A 17,162-nucleotide genomic window follows, 5' to 3' on the forward strand; every position below is an offset into this window, starting at 1 on the left:
TGCTGAACTATTGAATCCTGAACACTCTCAGTTTTGATATGTCGCAGCCTGACCGGGCGTGATAGGGGCACCTGTTTTAGCATCCACGATTAGTTCAAATCTGGAGCCCAAAGCGCTTAAGGCAATTTTTCTTACCCCATAGCCGCTAAGAGGGTCATTCGCCCACAACTGCCCACGCGGCGATCTTTGCACCAATACCCAATGCCAACCGCCTTCGAGATCGGCGATTATCGGTGCCCCTTGTTTCAACGCATCAAATGCTTCCGACCGTGAGGCACTGCGTATAATCGCGTTTTTGATACCATACCTTGACGCGAGATCCTGGTTGAACTGCTTAACGCTCGCCGGATCGTGCAGATGACTAACGAGACGGCTAATGATTAACTTGGCCTCGGTCTCTATGTCACCCGCTGATTTCGCGGCTTCAATTTGCTTTTTCAGATCGGTGAGTACAGTTCGATTACTGGGTTTATCCAAACCGAACACTGTTCTTAACGCCATGGCCCGCGAGCTACCCAAGCAAAAACTACCATTCGCTTCATCGGCACTGAAAACTTGATATTTGCTGCTCCGGCGCCATGGACTATTTTTGCTCGCATTACCTGAGACCGGATCGACTCTGGTCACGGGGTAGCTTCTATAACTCAACGGTACACCCGCCTGCGTTTCATAAACCGCTTTCAACCTTTCCAGAAATTGCAGCTCGGATGACCATTCCCACCACTTGACCTCCTCCTTGCGGGCCGCGGATCCATCATTGGTTCGGCCCGCACCGGCGGCATATTTTTCTCTGCGATCATAATGAATCTGCATTTGCTTTTTAGCTGTCCTGATCGCCTGATCGACATCATCGCCCCCCAATTCCCCAAGACCAAGCGAAAACGGCGGCTGTTGCTGTGCGTATAAATACATATTCCCCTCCATCCGGTCTTCAGCCAGTAATAAATTCGATGCCCTTTTTTTGCAAGCCGATCCTGTCCGGTAATCGCGTTTTCAATTAATCCTCAAGCTGCACCAATCGTCGCATCGCGATTGGCGCTAACCACCATAAGCTGTGTTGTACCAAGTTCGCCCAAGCAGGCGGCCGCCAACCTTTTTCAAGGCCTGCTGCTGGTCATTGACATTGCGAATTGCAAACTCCAACAGACAGCCTTCTTCCAATCGCAAGGACAGCGGAAATCCGGACAAGCCCCACGGGTTAATGATGTGGGAAAACGTCAGATAAGGATCGCGCGGCTGGCCGTCGCAACGAATTTGCCATTGATAGCCAGGCGTTTGCACCGCTACCGGGTTGGCGGCATAGGCATCGGTGAATTGCGCGAAATACATCAGCAGCCCGCAATAATTGCGGTGCAATTGGTAACTGGCCAAAATCACTTCTTCGCCAAATGCCGGTGCATCGTGTATCGACGATTCGTCGAAAAACCCGGCATCCTGCGGTATGCCGCAGATCTGGCAAGTGCTCATGGCGCGGTGCCGTAGCCCAGAATTTTGTAGCCGTGCAACACCAGATACAGCTCGGCACCCCGGTATATTGAGCCTACCGACACTTCTTCGATCTCGATGCGTATCGTCGAACGCGGCATAAACATCATCGGTTTCGCCAATGGCCGAAACGGCCGTTTGCCGTTGGCTTCACCCAGGCCGGCGATATTATGAATCGGTTGATTTTGCAATTCCCTACCGCTACCGCTATCGACGATGCTGTATTTAAAATCGATGCCGCAAGCCTTAACAAACAACGCCTGGCTCAATACCAGCTGATCTTGTTCGCCTAACTGCGCGATCAAACCGTTCAGGCCATCCGCCACCAACGGAATGGTGACTGGCGGCTGAATGTCCAACTTGGCGGGAATAAAGCTGTAGCCTATCGCCACCGCCACAAACACGCCCTCGGTACTGATATTAATCACATCCTGCACCCGATTGCCGGCATTGCCTTGCAACTTGAATTTGGCAACGTAATCGTAGGGGATTTCTTTGGTGGTCGGCGCGACAGCGGCGGCAGGCATACCCTCCGCCGTTGGTCGCGGGGATCCCGGCTCCTGACCTAACTGAAGTCCTGCTCTCATAATCGTGATCTCCCATGGTTTTGGCTGCGATCGCTATCGCGGCCGCAGAAATCGGCGCACGGCACAAGCATCTGTAATATCGGGATGTGCATTACCATAACGGCTTCCAGACATCGGGCGGACTGGACGGCACGTGCCAACGGGTTTGCGGCGGTTGTTCCGGTTCGTAACGCGCTAGGCCGTTCACGCCGTCTTGTTTGATATAGCCTTCCACGCCTTGCATATCCTGGTCTTCGGCAAAACCTTGCAATTCGTCGTCTCCGGCAAAATCCTCTTCCGCCTCCAAACCTTGCATCAGCTCGTCGTCGGGCCCGTACAAATCGCCGTCGGCATAGCCTTGCAGCTCCTCGTCCGCATCCAGCCCTTGCAATTCATCTTCGGCAAAGCCCGACATCGCCGGCGCAGGGCCATATGGCCTTGGTTGTTGGCAATGGCAGCCGGCCAGTCCGGCCTGCTTCATTAGCGGCGCGGCCGCCGTCAGTGCTTGCGCTCCGCCGGGTACTGCGGACGCCACTTGTCTAACTATCGGCATAGCCTGCTGTATATAAGGACTGACGGCTTTCAAGGCCAAACGGGCCGGCTGAAACTGCAAGGCTCTTTTACCCAATTTACGCAGCTTGCTCCAAAATCCGCCGACGTTACCCAAGCCATCCACGCCTTGCAGATATTGGTAAAGATTTCCGTCCGGACCCTGGCGGATTTCGCCGATATAGCCCAGGCCCATGATTTGCTCCAGACTATCTTCGTCGATACCGTAAAATTGTTCCAGCTCGCCAAGACCCTGAACTTGATAGACATTGCCATCCGGCGCTTCATACAACTCGCCGATACCATCCTGGCCTTGAATGCCGGCTTGTCTGAGAAACGGCGTGGCCGCAGTCAGCACGGCAGCGCCGCCGGGAATGAATGGCGCAAATGTGCGGGCAATCGGCAGCGCCCGTTTCAGGCCGCGCTTGACCCGGCTCCAGAACCCGCCTATCGGATTGCCTAGGCCATCGACACCCTGCACAAATTGATACACCTGCCCGTCCGGTCCCTGGCGCATTTCCCCCAGATAACCGATGCCCATCATTTGCGTGACATCGTTTTCATTTAAATATTGCATGACATTTCTCCTGTCGGCTGCTTGACTTATTGCACGTCGCGGGTCAGATAACCGTCCAGCACCACCCAAATGCGTAACGGTCCGATGATGTTAGCCAGCCGTTTTTCCGGCGAATCGACGGTTAGCTCTGAACCCGGCAGGCCTTGCGGAAAAGCCAGTTCCACCCGAAAATTTTGCTGAGGCTCGATAAACACCGGCTCCGCGAAGCGGAAGGTGGCGGTAGGATCCGGCTCGCCATGATTGCTGATCGTCGGGAAACCGGGGCTGATACCCGCCCCGGAGGGGAACCAGAAAGTCGGCATTTCGATCATGGTTTTTTCGCCGACGATCAGAGAAATGACCGAGTTGTAGATCAGATCGGCCAGAATTTCGCTTTCGCTGGTCACAGCCAGACTTTCAACTTCCACACTGCCACCGGCGCCGCCTTTCGGTGTAATCTTTTTCTTTTCGGCGATGCGCATATTCGACACGATCACCCGTAACGCGCGGGCTTCGAAGGTGTTCAAACTCGGCAACATCCCGGCCGCCTGCATATTGGTTTCCAAGCGGGTTTTGCCTTGCACATCGACAAAAAATCGAATCACCCGCGGATCGGTCATAAAATCTTTAAAGACTTTTTTCGGGTCTTTATCCGATACGTGAAACGCGTCGTACAGGGGTGCGTGCAGTTTTTCTTTCACGCCTTGCATCTTGGCCATGACCATCTCCTCAACTAATGATTTTCGATTCAATCAAGCCGCATTAGGCTGCTTGATTTGGTTTACCAGCGGTTTTCAGCTAATGCGTTCGTACAAGCGGCCGTCCTCGCCGAGGAAATAGCGGCCTAGCGTCTGGCTTTCGGCTGCAGATGGTGCGGAAGCCTTTGCCTCGCCGGACTCGGCTAGACTGTGGATTTGAAAGTCGCCGGTTTGGTAGAGCTTGCCGTCTTCTCCAAGAAAAAACTGCCCTGCCCCAGCGCCCTCCACACCGGCCAAGTCCTGCAGCTGATACAAAATCCCGTCGTCGCCTAGGAACAAGCTTTGGGTTCCCGAGGGACCGGGGTTTACGATCATCAATTCATCCAAGCCCAATTGCTGGTCAGTACTCATCACCGCCTCCAATGTTTCCAGTTTATTGCCGGCATTGCCCTAGCCTTCGATACCTTGCGCTGTTACCCGATAACTGCCGCCGACAATGTAAAGTTGCGTGCCTTCGACATTGCTGACCAGTCTGGGCGGATCTTCCAGGCGATGAATGTAAGTCAGGGCTTGTCCTTGCTGGCCTTTATCTGAACGGTAGATCAAACCCACTAATTCGCCCAACTCGACCACAACGGGCGGAATGGTTCGACAGTGCTTAACCTTCATCACGCCGCTGGCCCCGAAACTGTTGAAACGGCTGTACAAGTCCTCGCCTTGCGCCAGCTCTTCTTGCTTAACCGCGTCGAAAATACGTCCGCTAGCCTTAGAAAACGGGGCATCATGATTAGTCATTTTCGTGGCCTACGCAGTACCGCCGGTGGTAATTCCACGGCGCGCATGGCTTGCATTTTCACCGGTCTGACCGAACCCACCGGCTTCAACGCCACCGGCCGTAAGGCTTGCATCGTAGCGGGCGCCATTACCGGTTTAGGCGTCGTTGATACTGTATCGGGAACCAACAGCCGCCAGTCACGCAATAGCCGCTCAAGCCGATTAGCCAGGTGGGGACGCGGTTTGGCTGCCAGGCCTTGCCGCCAAATCCGTCGCAACACCGCTTGCAACCAGGCGCTTTTTTGCAATAACTGCCGGCGCTTCAGCATATGCCACAGCGTTTTGATGCGCGGATCATTTGGCTTGAATGCTTCGTGGCTGATGGCTCGCAGCAAATCCGGTATTAGCGAAGACACGTCAGGATTTGCATCCAGGCCGTGCAATGTGACGCTATCCGTTGCCGCCACAGCCCGCGGCAAGGGTACAATTTTTTTTACCGCCGCTTGTGACGACCAGCCCATCGCATGCGGCATCGTCGCGTCCAGCGGAATCCATTGACCGCGATACAGTACTTCCAGGTAAATATGACTGAACTGATCCGGGCGAGCCGGATTGGCGCCGCTTAACACCAATCTGACCGGATGGCCGATGGCTTCCAACATTGCGCCGAGCAGAATGGTCATATCGTCGCAATCGCCGGCCCGCAGCTGTAACATGCGTCTTGCCGAATGCAGCACCTCCACTCGAAAGGTATCCTTGGTATAGCGAATGTTTTGTTGTACCCATTCGAATAAGGCTTTTATTTCAGCCAGATAATCCTTGGGTTTGACCGCGCGCTGCAACAAAATATCGATGGCCGACTGGCGCACCGTAAAGTCCTTAGCGCCGGTTTTAATCAGTTCGCATACCTGTTCGACCGTCTGCAAGGTGCCCGGATAACCGCTGGGGATTTTTCTGATTTGGATATTAGCTTGCGTAGGCATGGTGGTTTAGCTTCCAGTAATTTGGGTATCCAACAACGAAACCAAAGTCGTCTAAAGCTAATAGAGCAACGCCCATGCCATGCATGAACAGCCATGAATTTATAGAGTTAAGTTATTATTTATATTGGGAGTTTGAAATGTATTCCCGAACATGCATTACCGGCAAAACCATTCAGCCTCATAAAATTTATGATGTTAAAGCTTTAAGGAACAGGACCTGATAACCGGCCAGCCATGACAGGTACGCCAGTCATAAAAATTATGAGCGTGCTCATCAAGTTTATGAGCGGCAGACTAATTTTTCGCTCGCGAGATTTATGCAAAAAAATCAGCGAGAACGCTTATTCTGTAATAGACAGTATTTACCCCGGTTATTTAGCCGGGCAAAAAAACATACTATAAATCCAGCCTTGAAATTTCCGGGTTCTCCGTTCATGCTTCGACCGGCTCTGCACGAACGGATAGACGGTTGATTTACCATGACCGCCGTTCGCACTGAGGTGGTCTAAGTGGAATTTTTAGAGGTTCCCCCTAATAAGCATGCCCCATCTGAATCACAATCAGCCCGGACTTAAAAACTATGAGCGACTCAAGAACCCGCCTGGATAAAATCAATGCCCGGATCAGAAACAACCCGGTATTGTCCTTGTTGATAGCAGTCAGCACAGTGGTTATCGGCCTTTCGACTTTTACCAGTGCCACCCGCAACTTGATGGAACTGTTTAGCAGCGCGGAACAGCGACCGGCGATCAACGGGCTATGGCAGGCTCAGGTAAGCTATGACTGGCCTAATGCCGATTATCAAGAAAGTTTCAATTTCGCCGGTAGCGATAAGCAGCTATACGGCAGTGCGTCGTTTACCCGCAGCGTGAACGGCATTTTGGAAGGGGAAGTGGTGGCAGATACGGTGCATTTCATCATTAAAACGCCGGAGTCTTCCGGCTCTGAGCCTATCCGCGAGGCGATCCACCGTTATCAGGGCAAAATTGTCGGCGATGAAATTAAATTCGTGATGCAAACCGAAGGCAGTTATTCGGCGCACGTACCTATCGAATTTACCGCAAAAAGAAGCTCTAACCCCGCGGTCCAGCCTGCGCCGACACCAAACTGAGCCGGGCATTGCCTGGAACAGCACAAGCTTCTTTTCCAGTGGCTAAAGTCTGCACCAAACTCAACGGCGTTGTATTCAGGGTGCATATTCGACCCGTTTTGATCGATTGATCCATCTAATTCAATGACAGCAAGTTGACCTATATTTGTCCAACTGCGTAGCCTGGTTTGGTAGCCTTCACTCCCTGGTTTCCATTCCATCCAGGCTACGCTGGCTACCGTGCTAAAATTCTGTTCAATAAATCAGGACGAGCTTGAAAAACCTTTTCCGTACAGCGTATGAAGGAACGAATCCAATGTCTGAACTTGCTTTGAAACTCATTGAAGAAAACAAGCTTACCCTTTCTCCAATATTAGACTTGGGTAATTGCGGCCTAACTGAAGTTCCAATGGAAATTTCAGAGTTAGTCTGGCTAGAAGAACTTTCATTTTCTAATTTAAAGGAAGTCTTTGGGTTTGAGAGAAAAAACCAGAACAATGGCCCTGTAAATAAAATTAGCTACTTCAAGAAAAAAGGCAAAAACAACCCATTTTTAAAACTCATCAATCTTAAGAAGCTCTGGTTTAATTGTTTCGATGGACAAACTTCTTATAGTCCTGAAAGCCTTTCCTCGTTAACGAACCTAAAAAACCTGGAGTGGCTGGATTTTTCTAACACTAGAGTTTCGGACATTTCCTCCCTATCACAATTAAAAAAATTAGAGTGGCTTGATCTTTCCAATACAAAATTATCCAGCATATACCCAATTTCTAATCTTGTGAATTTACAGGTACTTGACATATCAGGCACCAAAGTCGCTGATTTAACTCCTCTAAAAAACTTAAAAAACATAAAATCACTTTTTATCACTCGCACAAAAGTACAAGATTTATCGCCTATCGCTGGCATGAATAACATCGAAAAACTTTATTGCGGTGGAACAGCGGTTGACACTTTAAGCCATTTGGCAAAATTAAATACACTTAAAGAGCTAAACGCGCACAATACAAAAATCATTGATTTAAGTCCAATAAATCAATTAACAAATCTAGTAAAAGTCGACATCAGCGACAACAACATCGTTGATATAAACCCGTTAGCGAGTCTTATTGATTTGAGAAGTCTTGATATTTCGGGGACGAGGCATGCAGACTTAACTGCTCTGAAACAACTATCAAATTTAGAGACTTTAGATATTGGCCGAAAGAATGGTTTTTCGGTTGGTACTGATTTAGAGCCATTAAAAAACTTAATCGCACTTAAAGTATTGCGAATAAAAGGTTCGAAGGAGGTTGATCTGACACCGATACTCGGGCTAGAAAGCCTTAATCACATTGCAGCCATATCTATCCCTATCAGCGATCTATCCCCCTTTATTCCTTGGATTAGATCAGGAATTCCCATAAAAATAAAATCTCTCTCCTCGTTATGGCAAAGCTCTCATGGTTATAACAGCATTACAGTTGATAGTGATCATCTTACGATTCCACCTGCTGAGATTGTCAAGCAGGGCGCCAAAGCCATCCTGAATTACTTTGATGAAAAACAAAAACAAGGCATCGATCACTTATACGAAGCAAAATTATTAATTGTTGGCGAAGGTGGGGCTGGAAAAACCAGTTTATTGAGAAGGCTTTATCAAACCAATAAGCCACTTCCCGAGGAAGCGGAAACTACCAAGGGAATAGCAATTCATCGACACGAATTTAAACTCGATAATGACCGGATTTTTCGTCTAAATGTTTGGGATTTTGGTGGCCAGGAAATCTACCACTCTACTCATCAGTTTTTCCTTACAAGACGCTCCTTATACGTATTACTAGACGATACCAGAAAAGATAATAAAACCGTTCAAGACGAAGGTTTCAAATACTGGCTGGAAGTAGTTGATCAATTGTCCGATCATAGTCCGCTTTTAATATTCCAAAATGAGAAAGGAGGACGCAGCAAGAAAATTGACGAAGCCGGCATTAAAGGTCGATTTGATAACGTTAAAGACGTATTTCGGGGTAACCTCGAAAACATTAACGCCGCAGATAAGCTAAAAGGTGCACTTGAATACTACGCTCGAAATCTTCCACACATAGGCGAAGTGCTTCCAGCCCGTTGGGTTTCTATCCGAGCAGATATTGAAACGTTGGCTGAACACAAACCTCATATTACGTTGCAAGAATACTTCGACCTTTACTCTAAACATTTACCATTCGATCGTGATAAAGCCTTGTTTTTAAGCCGTTATCTACACGACCTTGGCGTGTTTTTACATTTTCAGGACGATAGGAACTTACTAAAAACAATCATTCTGCAAAATACTTGGGCCACAGAAGCAGTATTCAAAATGCTGGACGATGAAGTTGTTAAGACTGCGTTGGGACATTTCAGTCTGCAAGATTGCCAAAGAGTTTGGCAAGATTCTCAATATGCCGACATGCACGCTGAACTACTGGCCCTAATGCAGAAGTTTGAACTTTGTTATCAGCTACCTGACACAGGCACCGAGACATGGCTTACTCCACAACTGCTGCCCCCATCAAAACCTGCCGCGCTAGCGTCTTGGGAACAGCCAGGTGACTTAGTATTGCGCTACCGCTACGAATTTATGCCCAAAGGTTTGGTTAGCCGTCTGATGGTGCGCCAACATCGTTTCGTATCACACCCTGAATTGGGTTGGGTTACTGGTATGTTGTTTGAACAGGATATCAGCGAAATTCTCGTTGAAATTGCACCGAAGGGTGGGGAAATTATCTTACGCGCACGAGGCCCGGAGCGTAAGGAATTGCTAACGGTCATCTCGACCGGTTTAGATTCATTAAACGATAGCTTTCATTTAAACGACGAAAAACATAATGAAAAAGTCGAAAAGCTCGTGCCATGCAATTGTAAAAAATGCCGCGAACAGACTAGGCCGGAATCTTTCGATTTAAAACGACTTTTGCAACGTAAACGCGATAAAAAACTAAAAGTAGAATGTCCGGCCAGTTACGAAGAAGTAGATGTATTGGAGTTGCTGGATGGCATCCGCTCAGACCGTCTACCTGCGTGGGCAGAGGAAACTAACCCAATGAAGAAGCCTTTAAAAATATTTATTTCATATGCGCATGTCCAGAGAAAATATGCCTCTATCTTCAAGGAAGATTTTGAACAATATATTCGTTTACCAGAGTTAAATGTTGAAGTTTTTGCTGATCAAGAAATTCCAATCGGCGATGATTGGGATCATTTTCTGCAGGGCAAGATTGCCAATTGCGACGTAATGATTCTGTTAGTCAGTCAGGAGTTCATGAATTCGCAATACATACAGGAAAAAGAATTCAGTGTCGCTGTTGAGCGCCTGAAGTCTGATGCTCGTAATCAGCTGTTAATTGCACCTATTTATTTTGCCCCATGCCAATTTAATTCCGACGAAGAACTAGCTAGGCTGCAGTTTTTTAAGCCGCATGGGGATCAATTCGACCAAGCACAAAAAGGAACCAATTTTGCATATACCGATTTAATAAAATTCCGGGAAACGGATGGCCAACCAATTCCAAACTCTAACCGGCAGCATTACATGATGGAGCTAATGAAAAAGTTGAAGCCGGAATTACTAAAACTTAAAGGAAATGACTAGTAAAATTAGCCGAATAAGCCTAGAAACTCATCCTATACCCACCTGTTGGATAATCGCCGGACCCAACGGCGCGGGTAAAACCACCTTCGCGTTGGAATACCTGCCATCGGTGGTGGGTTGCCGGCACTTCGTCAATGCCGATTTGATCGCCGCCGGCCTGTCGCCGCTGGCGCCGGAACAACACTTGGCGGCCGCCAGCCGTTTGTTCCTGAACGAAATCGAAGACTGTATCGCCGCGCGCCTGGATTTCGCCTTTGAAACCACCCTGTCCGGACGTGGCTATCTCAAGCTGATCGAGCGTTTTCATTCCACCGGCTGGCGGGTGGAGTTGATCTACCTGGCCTTGCCCAGCGCCGAAATGTCGAAATTGCGGGTCGCGGAACGCGTCGCCCATGGTGGCCACAATATTCCCGATGCCGATGTGGCACGCCGTTTTCCGCGCAGTTTGCACAATTTATTGAACATCTTTGCCTCACAGGTCGATCAAACCCGCTGCTTCATGAACAGCGGCGGTATCCCCGAATTGGTATTTCAGAAAACCGGAACTACACGGGAAGTCTCACATCCCGAACTTTTTATATTGTTACAACAACAGGCCCAACCATGAGCGAACTTACTAATCCAACCCCCAACCCGGATACACAAGCCATGCTGGATTGTCTGCGTCAGGCCGTCAGCAAAACTCTGGAACGTAAGCGCCGGTTAGGTCAATACGTGGTGCAATGGGACGGCAAAGCACCGTTCGCGATTGGCGACGATGCGCCGGACACATTGAAGCCGAAACAGGAATAAGGCAGGGCTCCATCGGCCACCCCAAAAACCGAACCACTCTCCTTACGAGCTAAATCGTCCAGCCTGGGCCGGTACCGCTGTTTGTGCCCACGCGGAAGAAATTGTAGGTAAATTTCCCGCCCTAGGTCTGTTATAGGATTTTAGCCGGTCAGTCACCAACTGCTAATGACCAAAACCGTTAATTGACCAGCTTGAAAAAACCAACCCATTTGAAAACCGTCACTTATTCGACTTAAAAATTAACAGGCAAGCGCCCAGCCATATCGGCTTTGCGCGCAACCATCTTCTCCGCCAGCGCCTGGCTGCCGCCGCTGTCAATAATGACCTGCCGAATCTGTTCGTCGGGAATCCGTGTCACCACCATTATGCTCTGCTTGATGTCGTCAGCACTCATGTCAGCGAACAGCTTGACGGCGTGCGGGTTGCCAGCGTCATGCCGCAGTACATCGAGCTCGTCCACGCGGGTGCCGAATGCTTTGCCTTTGGGATCCCCCTGCGCCCGGAATGCCAGTGCGCCGCCCACATCAAGTGTCAGCACTTTGCTGTCGACGACACCCTGGTTGTCGCCATTGAAGCCGGCGGCGTCCCAGTTGGCCGTCCAGGCATGCACAGCAAACCAGTGCTGAGCCTGTTTGCGCTCGCTTTCACTAAGATGCGCAATGCACTTTTTATCCAGTTCGACCCACTCTGTTGCGATCTGATCAGGCGCGTTTGTGTGCAGATAAATCAAAGTCGGCGCACCAGCCAGTTGGTAGAGTTTGGCTGCCATCATTTCGTTGCGTGCATGCGCCTGCGATTCCAGGGTCTTCACGTAATAGCGTCGTCCGTTGTCGTCCTGATAAATGCCTGCGGGGTTGGTGCCTAACTGCCCGGCAAGCCGCTGCATAGTGTTGGTATCAATCAGCGGCAATCGCTAGGCTCCGGGTTGGGGATGGGTTTGGTTCGGCGCACCAGGGCCAATTGTGCCGGTGTTTCGATGGCACCCTTGCGCGCATGGCGAACCGCATGAATCGCCGCTTCGGCATCCATGCCTAATTCCACCAGTAGCCGCGCCGCGATCATGCCCGCCCGGCCTAGCCCGCCTTTGCAATGCACCAGCACATCATAGCCATGGCGCAACATCTCGCGAATCTCGCGGCCTTGCTCGACCCACTGTTGTTCAAAGGCCTGGGTAGGCACGGAATAGTCGGCAATAGGCAGATGGCGCCAGGCTATGCCTAGTCGGCGAATTTCATGCCCAAGCTGCGGCACTTTGAGGGCGGTGAGCTCTGCGGGTTCGACGAGTGTTAGCACCAGCTTTGCCCCCCAGGCCGCAATGGCATCCAAATCGATGCCGAGGTCGCGCTCCCAAGCCCCGGTGTAAGCAAAACGGTCGTGCTTGCCTGGACAGAAGGTGATGCCTATCCGGCCATGCGACGGGCTGGCTCGGACTTCTGCGATTTGAATAGGGTGTGAGTGACTGGTACGCGCCGCTATCATAGTGCCATCCTGCCGAAATATTGCATGTCTGCGCACGAGTCTAGCACGAGCAACCGTACTGGTAATCCAGCATATAGTTGAACATGGCGGTGACTGAAATGAAATGATCTAATAAACTCGTACACCTCGTGCACGGCCCGTAGAGATAAAGATGAGTAACACCGAAGCGCCCAGCGATCATGAACTGATTTTACGAAGCAAGCCCATTTCATTAGCAAATCTGTCTATCCCTTAACTATGCCTAATCGCCTTGAGCAGCAAGCTATCGATATTACACACCAAAAACGCTTACTGAATATCTTTAGCGGTTCGGTTGGTAACCTAGTGGAATATTTCGACTGGGCGATCTATGCGGCCTTTGCGTTGTACTTTGCGCCCGCCTTTTTCCCGGAAAGCGATCAGACTGCGCAATTGCTGAATAATGCGGCGATATTTGCCGTGGGCTTTATCTTTCGCCCCTTGGGCGGCTGGTTGCTGGGCAGTCTGGCGGACCGCAAAGGCCGTAAGAGTGCGTTGGTCTTATCGGTCAGTCTGATGTGTTTAGGCTCCTTAATCATCGCCTGTACGCCGGGTTATGCGGTGATCGGCGACTGGGCTCCAGCCTTGCTGTTGTTCGCCCGCATGTTGCAGGGATTTAGCATTGGTGGCGAGTATGGCAGCTCGGCAACCTACCTTAGTGAAATGGCAACGGCTAATCGTCGTGGCTATTACTCAAGCTTTCAGTATGTCACCATCGTTTTGGGCCAGATCCTGGCCTTAGGCTTGTTGATGCTCTTGCAAAAGTGTCTTTTAAGCAGCGAAGAACTGCATGATTGGGGTTGGCGGATTGGATTTATTGTCGGCGGCCTGCTCGCGGTCGTCGCCATGGGTTTGCGCGGTAATATGGCGGAAACAGCCGCCTTTGTGGAGCAACACACCTATTCCAGCCGGCATGCCAATCTGCGGGAATTGCTTAAATACCCTAAGCAGATTTTCACCGTGGTGGCGCTAACCGCCGGCGGTACCTTGTCCTACTATACCTTCACGGTCTATATGCAGAAGTTTCTGGTCAACACCACTGGTTTCAGCAAGGACGACGCCACACTGATCTGCACCATCGCCTTAGTGGCGTTTATGGTGATGCAACCGATCTTTGGCTTGCTTTCAGACTTTATCGGCCGCCGCTTCATGTTGATTGCATTTGGCGCGTGCGCAACGGTTTTTACAGTGCCTATCCTGGCCTTACTGTCCCAGCCGCAAAGTATCGAATCCGCTTTATTCTGGTATATCTGCGCCTTGCTGATAGTCTCGGGATATTCATCGGTCAACGCCATTGTCAAAGCTGAGTTATTTCCAGTGCATATTCGAGCGCTAGGGGTGGGTTTTCCTTATGCCCTGACGGTGGCCTTGTTCGGCGGCACCGCAGAATATCTGGCCTTATGGATGAAAAGCCTGGGGCATCCGGAGTGGTTTGCTTATTACGTCAGCGTCTGCGCTGCCTTGTCATTGATCGTCGCCATAACGATGAAGGAGCCAATGAAAACATCGCGGCTGAATCGATAAAACCGGCTATATAGAGTTTGCTCAGTAAATCAGCCGCTGCAATGAAGAGCAAGTCGGGCCGACCAAGAGGAGTTAAAGGGTGCGATTGAAGCATTTATCGTGAGGCAATCAGAAGGCCCAGCCTTTTAATGGGCGCCGAAGAGAGGTACGGCGTAGTCAGATAAAAAATGTAATAGCTAATTTACGCAATTAAATACTAGCTTGGGTAAGCGTTTCAGTCTAGGCCATATCCAACGTCTCTAAATTCCGCACATAGAAAATAGACCTGCCTCGAGGCACCGCAGCGATTTTGCTTGCCGATTGCCCGTGAGTTTGGGATAAATAAAGCCTGTTACCACGACACCCAATCTTATGAACTACTGGCTAATGAAATCCGAACCCGATACCTTCGGCATCCACGACTTGATTAAACGCCCCGCACAAACTGAACATTGGGATGGTGTGCGTAACTACCAAGCGCGGAACATGATGCGGGATGCCATGAAAATCGGCGATCAGGTGTTTTTTTACCATTCCAATTGCGACGAACCGGGCATCGTCGGCATCATGCAAGTGGCGCGGGAATCCTATCCCGACTTTACCGCTTTCGACCCCGACGACAAGCACTTCGACCCAAAAAGCAATCCAGACAAACCCACTTGGTACATGGTCGATGTAAAATTCGTCAGAGCGCTATCGCGAAATATCAGTCTGCGCGAACTTAAACTGAAAACCGAGTTAGCTGACTTGGCTCTGCTACGCCGCGGCAACCGTCTTTCGATCATGCCGATCAACGCCAAGGAATGGGAGTTTATTTTGAGTTTGGAGTAATTTTAAGCTTTGGAGGAACTTGCAAAACTCGGTAAGCCGAGCGGAATTAGTTGATCGCACCGCGAAACAACGGGACGTGGTGAGCATTGAGGAATTTATTTATGCCGGTTGCCGCTGTCTCACCCTGCGCAGGATCGCACCATCATTGCCCCGGCGTTTATCGCCAAGATGACTAACCACAAAACCAAGACAAGAACCTTACTTGCTCGATTGGTGACCGATAGCGGCTTGAAGCCGGGCATAAACTGCTGGAAACGTAAAAGCGAAGCCCCCAATTAATAGACGTTTTCGCGCGCCCTTGTGCCCTGTGGGTATTTGCCGAGCTCTCTAAATCTCGCCTGCCGGAGCCTATGCATGGAGCGCTGATTCAAAAAGCTACCGGTGTGGGTTAGTCCTGCATATTCCATTTATGCCCTTTGGGTGCAGGATTCCACGACCATAGAAGCGAGAGTGAAACCGGTCAAAAAGTCCTCACAAAACAAACCTTGCCGATTTATCTTAAGCATCATGCGTGGGTTATAAATTAATACAAATTCCAACGACCTGTCCCCCAATACCAATTGTAGCGATAGCCGTTATACCAGTTGTTATAAAAAATCGGTTGCCACCGTCTCCGCCACCGATAGTCAGCTTGCTCTGATTGTCGCGCTTTTACGGCCTCTTTTAGTAAGGTGTTAGCTTCTTTGTCACCCTTGCTAGCCGTGATGGATAACCATTTTTCAGCCTCGCCTGGGTCTGAACCCATTTCACCCAGGCCGGTTAAATAAAGCCTTCCCAGGGCTTTTTGAGCATTGAAATTGCCTTTCTCCGCAGATTCTCGCATCCATTTAATCGATTTATAGGTATCTTGGGGAACGCCGTCAGCTCTAAAGAAACGTAGGGCCAAGTCGTAAGCGGCCCGCGGGTCGTTTGCAGCCAAATCTTCAAGGGCTTTGATTTTTGCTGCGTCTTCAGGCGGAATTGCCGGTGCCGGCTGAAAGGATGCATAGTCTTTTGGACGATCCGCACAGCCGTTTTCATCGCAAATTCTAATGGTGTCGGACTTAACTTGTTTTTCTTGACCCGTACAAGATACAAGGCTAAACGTTACGATTATTACAAATGCCGTTGACAAAAAAGGCTTTTTTAAAAGCATGAGTATTTCCTTTTTCTTTTTACGAGTTATGGTCTATTATCGCTCGAATTTTTTAGTTTGCTAGGGCGTTATTAACTGAACGGCAATTTTTGGAGTTTTTTGGATGAAGGTTAAATCAATTCGAGATTTATCATTAGTGGTCTCTGTTTTTGCTTTTGCCGGCTGTGCGCAACAGCCTGGTTTGCAAACAGGTGGCAGTTCAAATTTAGTGTCCGGATCTGCCGGTGGAGCGACCAGCGTCAATGCTAATAAGTCACTAGAACGCTGTGTCAGTCCGCTGGGTACCCTGGCGGTAAGTGATGGTCGTTTTTCCGGGGCATCGGGCGTGACTACAGTTGATCCACTAATCCGTTTGGCCGTACAACAATCCAATTGTTTCATTATCACCGGTATTGGCAATAATAGTACTAGCGCCATGCTGGATCGAATTACCGATCAACAGAGAAACTCCGGGGAATATAGAGCAGGTTCAAAACAGCATAAAGGTCAACGTGTAGCGGCTGACTATTTGCTCGATCCGCAGATTATCGTTGCTAACGAATCGACAGGCGGGCAACAGGGCTCTATTGGCGCAGGGTTAATTGGCGCCGGCTTGGGTGCCGCAGGCCTAGGCGGTTTAGGCGCTATTGCCGGAGCGGTTTCGCATGCTGTGGAAACTAGGACCACCGATGTGGCACTGACACTGACCGATATTCGTTCGACCGTACAAATTGCCATTTCTCAAGGCAGTGCCACCGCTAACAATATGAGTACTTCGGGCGGCGGCGCTTTCGGCGGTTGGGGTGGGCTTTTTGCCGGCGCGGCAGGCGGCAGCATAGGGATGTACAGCAGAACCCCGGAAGGTATAGCTACCGCGGCAGCCTTTTTTGACGCCTATAACAATATGGTCCAATCGCTCAGAAACTATAAAGCGCAGGAAGTGCAAGGTGGTGGCGGTAGCGGTCAAGGTGGCGTTTTGCAAGTCAAGTAACAACCCGCGCATCGTCTGCAAATGATGCGCTACTCCTCGTGTTGGCGCGGTTATATCCGTAAATTCCCTGTATAATCGCGCCCGCACTCTTCCGGTTTATCCGGTTCCTGTTTAATTAATCCT

At 49.9% G+C, this 17,162-nt stretch carries 18 protein-coding genes; 7 read left to right on the plus strand and 11 right to left on the minus strand.

The window, feature by feature from the left end; all coding sequences use genetic code 11:
- Window positions 1-27 precede the first annotated feature (27 nt).
- From EBA_RS12900 to EBA_RS12935, 8 genes are all read right to left on the minus strand, one after another.
- Window positions 28-912, minus strand: coding sequence for a hypothetical protein (locus EBA_RS12900; protein ID WP_192375090.1), 885 nt, complete (start codon window positions 910-912; stop codon window positions 28-30).
- Between the two features lie 126 nt (window positions 913-1,038).
- The gene (locus tag EBA_RS12905) at window positions 1,039-1,467 is read right to left on the minus strand and encodes a hypothetical protein (RefSeq protein ID WP_192375091.1); all 429 of its coding nucleotides are present in this window, start codon (window positions 1,465-1,467) and stop codon (window positions 1,039-1,041) included.
- Complete coding sequence (locus EBA_RS12910) at window positions 1,464-2,012, minus strand: hypothetical protein (protein WP_192375092.1); 549 nt, start codon at window positions 2,010-2,012, stop codon at window positions 1,464-1,466. Before EBA_RS12910 ends, EBA_RS12905 begins: the two co-directional genes overlap by 4 nt.
- A gap of 151 nt (window positions 2,013-2,163) precedes the next feature.
- The gene (locus tag EBA_RS12915; RefSeq protein WP_192375093.1) at window positions 2,164-3,177 is read right to left on the minus strand and encodes a hypothetical protein; all 1,014 of its coding nucleotides are present in this window, start codon (window positions 3,175-3,177) and stop codon (window positions 2,164-2,166) included.
- 26 nt (window positions 3,178-3,203) lie between these two features.
- Window positions 3,204-3,875: a hypothetical protein gene (locus EBA_RS12920; RefSeq protein WP_192375094.1), complete on the minus strand. Its 672-nt coding sequence runs from the start codon at window positions 3,873-3,875 to the stop codon at window positions 3,204-3,206.
- 75 nt (window positions 3,876-3,950) lie between these two features.
- Window positions 3,951-4,265 (minus strand): hypothetical protein, encoded by a 315-nt coding sequence (locus EBA_RS12925; RefSeq protein ID WP_192375095.1) that lies wholly within the window; start codon window positions 4,263-4,265, stop codon window positions 3,951-3,953.
- Window positions 4,266-4,304: 39 nt separating this feature from the next.
- Window positions 4,305-4,649 carry a hypothetical protein gene (locus tag EBA_RS12930; RefSeq protein WP_192375096.1) on the minus strand — a complete coding sequence of 115 codons (345 nt, stop codon included), beginning with the start codon at window positions 4,647-4,649 and terminating at the stop codon, window positions 4,305-4,307.
- A complete protein-coding gene (locus EBA_RS12935; RefSeq protein WP_192375097.1) occupies window positions 4,646-5,611 on the minus strand; it encodes a transglutaminase-like domain-containing protein in 966 nt (321 codons plus the stop codon). Before EBA_RS12935 ends, EBA_RS12930 begins: the two co-directional genes overlap by 4 nt.
- A gap of 580 nt (window positions 5,612-6,191) precedes the next feature.
- Between EBA_RS12935 and EBA_RS12940 the strand changes: the two genes are divergently transcribed.
- The 4 genes from EBA_RS12940 to EBA_RS12955 all read left to right on the plus strand — a co-directional run bounded on the left by EBA_RS12940 (window position 6,192) and on the right by EBA_RS12955 (window position 11,103).
- Window positions 6,192-6,722, plus strand: a complete 531-nt coding sequence (locus EBA_RS12940; RefSeq protein WP_192375098.1) for a hypothetical protein — start codon at window positions 6,192-6,194, stop codon at window positions 6,720-6,722.
- 295 nt (window positions 6,723-7,017) lie between these two features.
- Window positions 7,018-10,311 (plus strand): COR domain-containing protein, encoded by a 3,294-nt coding sequence (locus tag EBA_RS12945; protein ID WP_192375099.1) that lies wholly within the window; start codon window positions 7,018-7,020, stop codon window positions 10,309-10,311.
- Complete coding sequence (locus EBA_RS12950; RefSeq protein ID WP_192375100.1) at window positions 10,304-10,918, plus strand: zeta toxin family protein; 615 nt, start codon at window positions 10,304-10,306, stop codon at window positions 10,916-10,918. Before EBA_RS12945 ends, EBA_RS12950 begins: the two co-directional genes overlap by 8 nt.
- Window positions 10,915-11,103 carry a hypothetical protein gene (locus tag EBA_RS12955; RefSeq protein ID WP_192375101.1) on the plus strand — a complete coding sequence of 63 codons (189 nt, stop codon included), beginning with the start codon at window positions 10,915-10,917 and terminating at the stop codon, window positions 11,101-11,103. Before EBA_RS12950 ends, EBA_RS12955 begins: the two co-directional genes overlap by 4 nt.
- 232 nt (window positions 11,104-11,335) lie before the next feature.
- On the opposite strand, the gene EBA_RS12960 is transcribed toward EBA_RS12955, so the two are convergent.
- Together EBA_RS12960 and EBA_RS12965 are read right to left on the minus strand one after the other, a co-directional pair.
- Window positions 11,336-12,013 (minus strand): hypothetical protein, encoded by a 678-nt coding sequence (locus EBA_RS12960; protein WP_223146677.1) that lies wholly within the window; start codon window positions 12,011-12,013, stop codon window positions 11,336-11,338.
- Window positions 12,004-12,582: a cyclin-dependent kinase inhibitor 3 family protein gene (locus EBA_RS12965; protein WP_192375102.1), complete on the minus strand. Its 579-nt coding sequence runs from the start codon at window positions 12,580-12,582 to the stop codon at window positions 12,004-12,006. Before EBA_RS12965 ends, EBA_RS12960 begins: the two co-directional genes overlap by 10 nt.
- 237 nt (window positions 12,583-12,819) lie before the next feature.
- Here EBA_RS12965 and EBA_RS12970 point away from each other — a divergent pair, with 237 nt between their 5' ends.
- Window positions 12,820-14,124: an MFS transporter gene (locus EBA_RS12970; protein ID WP_192375103.1), complete on the plus strand. Its 1,305-nt coding sequence runs from the start codon at window positions 12,820-12,822 to the stop codon at window positions 14,122-14,124.
- A gap of 351 nt (window positions 14,125-14,475) precedes the next feature.
- Entirely contained in the window at window positions 14,476-14,934 is a 459-nt protein-coding gene (locus tag EBA_RS12975) for an EVE domain-containing protein (RefSeq protein WP_192375104.1), read from the plus strand.
- Between the two features lie 523 nt (window positions 14,935-15,457).
- On the opposite strand, the gene EBA_RS12980 is transcribed toward EBA_RS12975, so the two are convergent.
- The gene (locus tag EBA_RS12980) at window positions 15,458-16,069 is read right to left on the minus strand and encodes a tetratricopeptide repeat protein (RefSeq protein WP_192375105.1); all 612 of its coding nucleotides are present in this window, start codon (window positions 16,067-16,069) and stop codon (window positions 15,458-15,460) included.
- Between the two features lie 103 nt (window positions 16,070-16,172).
- Between EBA_RS12980 and EBA_RS12985 the strand changes: the two genes are divergently transcribed.
- On the plus strand, window positions 16,173-17,039 hold the full coding sequence (locus EBA_RS12985; protein ID WP_192375106.1) for a hypothetical protein: 867 nt from the start codon (window positions 16,173-16,175) through the stop codon (window positions 17,037-17,039).
- Window positions 17,040-17,162 lie beyond the last annotated feature (123 nt).

This window comes from Methylomonas albis (genome assembly GCF_014850955.1).
GTDB classification, from domain to species: domain Bacteria; phylum Pseudomonadota; class Gammaproteobacteria; order Methylococcales; family Methylomonadaceae; genus Methylomonas; species Methylomonas albis.

What these genes read in the sequence shown, in the direction of transcription:
- EBA_RS12900 (WP_192375090.1), bottom strand. Translation starts at nt 912, where the DNA reads ATGTATTTATACGCACAGCAACAGCCGCCGTTTTCGCTTGGTCTTGGG.
- EBA_RS12905 (WP_192375091.1), bottom strand. Translation starts at nt 1,467, where the DNA reads ATGAGCACTTGCCAGATCTGCGGCATACCGCAGGATGCCGGGTTTTTC.
- EBA_RS12910 (WP_192375092.1), bottom strand. Translation starts at nt 2,012, where the DNA reads ATGCCTGCCGCCGCTGTCGCGCCGACCACCAAAGAAATCCCCTACGAT.
- EBA_RS12915 (WP_192375093.1), bottom strand. Translation starts at nt 3,177, where the DNA reads ATGCAATATTTAAATGAAAACGATGTCACGCAAATGATGGGCATCGGT.
- EBA_RS12920 (WP_192375094.1), bottom strand. Translation starts at nt 3,875, where the DNA reads ATGGCCAAGATGCAAGGCGTGAAAGAAAAACTGCACGCACCCCTGTAC.
- EBA_RS12925 (WP_192375095.1), bottom strand. Translation starts at nt 4,265, where the DNA reads ATGAGTACTGACCAGCAATTGGGCTTGGATGAATTGATGATCGTAAAC.
- EBA_RS12930 (WP_192375096.1), bottom strand. Translation starts at nt 4,649, where the DNA reads ATGACTAATCATGATGCCCCGTTTTCTAAGGCTAGCGGACGTATTTTC.
- EBA_RS12935 (WP_192375097.1), bottom strand. Translation starts at nt 5,611, where the DNA reads ATGCCTACGCAAGCTAATATCCAAATCAGAAAAATCCCCAGCGGTTAT.
- EBA_RS12940 (WP_192375098.1), top strand. Translation starts at nt 6,192, where the DNA reads ATGAGCGACTCAAGAACCCGCCTGGATAAAATCAATGCCCGGATCAGA.
- EBA_RS12945 (WP_192375099.1), top strand. Translation starts at nt 7,018, where the DNA reads ATGTCTGAACTTGCTTTGAAACTCATTGAAGAAAACAAGCTTACCCTT.
- EBA_RS12950 (WP_192375100.1), top strand. Translation starts at nt 10,304, where the DNA reads ATGACTAGTAAAATTAGCCGAATAAGCCTAGAAACTCATCCTATACCC.
- EBA_RS12955 (WP_192375101.1), top strand. Translation starts at nt 10,915, where the DNA reads ATGAGCGAACTTACTAATCCAACCCCCAACCCGGATACACAAGCCATG.
- EBA_RS12965 (WP_192375102.1), bottom strand. Translation starts at nt 12,582, where the DNA reads ATGATAGCGGCGCGTACCAGTCACTCACACCCTATTCAAATCGCAGAA.
- EBA_RS12970 (WP_192375103.1), top strand. Translation starts at nt 12,820, where the DNA reads ATGCCTAATCGCCTTGAGCAGCAAGCTATCGATATTACACACCAAAAA.
- EBA_RS12975 (WP_192375104.1), top strand. Translation starts at nt 14,476, where the DNA reads ATGAACTACTGGCTAATGAAATCCGAACCCGATACCTTCGGCATCCAC.
- EBA_RS12980 (WP_192375105.1), bottom strand. Translation starts at nt 16,069, where the DNA reads ATGCTTTTAAAAAAGCCTTTTTTGTCAACGGCATTTGTAATAATCGTA.
- EBA_RS12985 (WP_192375106.1), top strand. Translation starts at nt 16,173, where the DNA reads ATGAAGGTTAAATCAATTCGAGATTTATCATTAGTGGTCTCTGTTTTT.